3 protein-coding genes are annotated in these 2,169 nt (G+C 75.8%); all 3 read right to left on the reverse strand.

The features are described 5' to 3' along the window. Positions 1-520 (reverse strand): rod shape-determining protein (locus AOK09_RS35885; protein ID WP_169797118.1); only part of this gene is annotated, 520 nt, incomplete at its 3' end. A 256-nt stretch (positions 521-776) separates the two neighbouring features. Continuing rightward, complete coding sequence (trxA, locus tag AOK09_RS35890) at positions 777-1,148, reverse strand: thioredoxin (RefSeq protein ID WP_055591365.1); 372 nt, start codon at positions 1,146-1,148, stop codon at positions 777-779. Between the two features lie 76 nt (positions 1,149-1,224). Then, positions 1,225-2,094, reverse strand: a complete 870-nt coding sequence (locus AOK09_RS35895; RefSeq protein WP_055591366.1) for a VOC family protein — start codon at positions 2,092-2,094, stop codon at positions 1,225-1,227. Positions 2,095-2,169: the final 75 nt, after the last annotated feature.

The raw sequence follows: 2,169 nt of genomic DNA on the forward strand, positions 1-2,169 counted from the left end.
GGGCGGCGACCACCCCGCCCACGAACAGCACCGCGATCTGGGTGGTGCCGGCGCCACCGTCGACGACCAGGCTGCCGGTGGCCTCCTGAACCGGCAGTCCCGCGCCCACGGCGGCGGCCACCGGCTTGGGCAGCATCCGCACCCGGCCCACCCCCACCTGGCGGCACGCCTCCAGCACGGCCCGCCGCCCCACCCCGGTGGTGTCCGACGGCGCGCACACCACCGCCTGGGTCCGGCCGGGGTAGCGGTGGCCGGCGAGCAGCAGCAGATGGTGCAGCATCCGGCCGGTGACCTCGAAGTCGTCGATGTTCCCCGCCCGCAGCGGTCGGATCACCTTCACATGGGCCGGGGTGCGGCCGGCCATCCGGCCCGCCTCCGCGCCGATCGCCAGGATGCGGCCGGTGGTGGTGTTGACCGCCACCGCCGAGGGCTCATTGACCGCGACACCGCCGTGCGCGTTGTAGACGCGCGTCGCGGCGGTGCCGAGGTCGAGTGCTATGTCGCGCGTCAGCAGGCCCACGGTCGTCCTCCCAGCGGGATGTCGGGACGCCGGCCGTCCGCCCGGTCCGACGCCTGTACGACCATGCTCGCCCGGTGCCGCAGGACCGCAATCCGGGCCTGCCCGCGCCCGCCCCGTCCACCCCCACCCACCTGGGGCGCCGTCCGCTGCGGGCCCCGGCCGCGCTGCGCCGGCCGGGTGACGGGGAAGCCACCGGGGGCCGGGCAGGGAGCGCCGCTCCCGGCCCGGCCCCCGGGGCCGGCCGTGCTTCCGGGTCTCAGCCGGCCTGCTGCTGTTCCACCTTGGCCCGCACCTCGGCCATGTCCAGCGCGCGGACCTGGGAGAGCAGGTCCTCCAGGGCGGGCTGCGGCAGGGCGCCCGGCTGCTGGAAGACCAGGATCCCGTCGCGGAAGACCATCAGCGTGGGGATGGAGCTGATCTCCAGGGCGGACGACAGCTCCGGCTCGGCCTCGGTGTCCACCTTGGCGAAGACCACGTCGGGGTTCTTCTCGGCCACCCGCTCGTACACCGGCGAGAACTGGCGGCACGGGCCGCACCAGGCGGCCCAGAAGTCGACCAGCCTGATGCCGTCGCCCTGGACGGTCTCGATGAAGTCGTCCTTGGTCAGCTCGATCGTGGAGGTCGCCATGGCGTCTGCTCCCTGGGGAAGGTCTCACGGCGCCCGTACGACCGCCGCACCCCGCCCAACCGGCCGGCCCCGGCGGCTATTCCGCGGCCCCCCGCTCCTCGTCCGCCCGGCCCAGCTCCGCCGGGACCCCGTCCTCCGGCTCCCCGCACGCCGTGGCTCCGCTGAGGTCGGCCACCCGGAACAGGCCGCCCTCGCTGTCCCGCAGCACCGCGACCCTGCCGTAGGGGGTGTCCGTCGGGGGGCCGACCACCTCACCGCCGAGCGCGGCCGTGTCCCGGGCCGCCGCATCCGCGTCCGACACCGCGAAGTAGACGTCCCAGCGGGGCCGGATCTGCGGGTCCGGCGCCGCCTCCACCGCGCCGCCGCACAGCCCCGCCACCGGATGCCCGTCGACCCGCAGCACCACCCGGTCGTGCTCCCACGCCACATCGCTGCGGCCCTCCGGGTCGGAGCCCCAGCGGAAGACCTCGCCGTAGAAGACCGCCGCCGCGAAGGCGTCCCGGGTCTGCAGCTCGATCCACACGGGCACGCCCCGCAGCCGGCGCATCCGCCACCCGGGTGACTTGTCGCCCTGCCAGATCCCGAAGGCCGCCCCGGCCGGGTCCGCCGCCACCGCAGCCCGGCCGTCCTGGAAGCCCAGCGGCCCCACCGCGACCGTCCCGCCGGACTCACGGACGGCCTGGGCGGTCTGGTCGGCGCTGACCGCGCTGAAGAAGACCGTCCAGGAGACCGGGAAGCCCATGTCCCGCGCCATCGACCCCAGCCCGGCCACCGCCACGCCGTGCGCGGTGGCCTCCACGTACGGGCCCAGCCGCTCCGAGCGGGCCCGGCGGAACTCCCAGCCCAGCAGAGTGCCGTAGAACCGCCGGGCCTCGTCCAGGTTGCGGGCCATCAGATTCACCCAGCACGGGGTGCCCGGCAGGGACCGCCACTCGTGCTCCGCCATCGACCGCCGCCTTCCTCCTGCTGCCCCTGCGCCGTCCCGCCCCCTGCCGCCCCTCCTCGATCCTCACAGCTGTGC

This window comes from Peterkaempfera griseoplana, assembly GCF_001418575.1.
GTDB classification, from domain to species: domain Bacteria; phylum Actinomycetota; class Actinomycetes; order Streptomycetales; family Streptomycetaceae; genus Peterkaempfera; species Peterkaempfera griseoplana.

Bases quoted from the DNA above. Each gene is read 5' to 3' on its own strand.
- trxA (WP_055591365.1), bottom strand. From the start codon at position 1,148: ATGGCGACCTCCACGATCGAGCTGACCAAGGACGACTTCATCGAGACC.
- AOK09_RS35895 (WP_055591366.1), bottom strand. From the start codon at position 2,094: ATGGCGGAGCACGAGTGGCGGTCCCTGCCGGGCACCCCGTGCTGGGTG.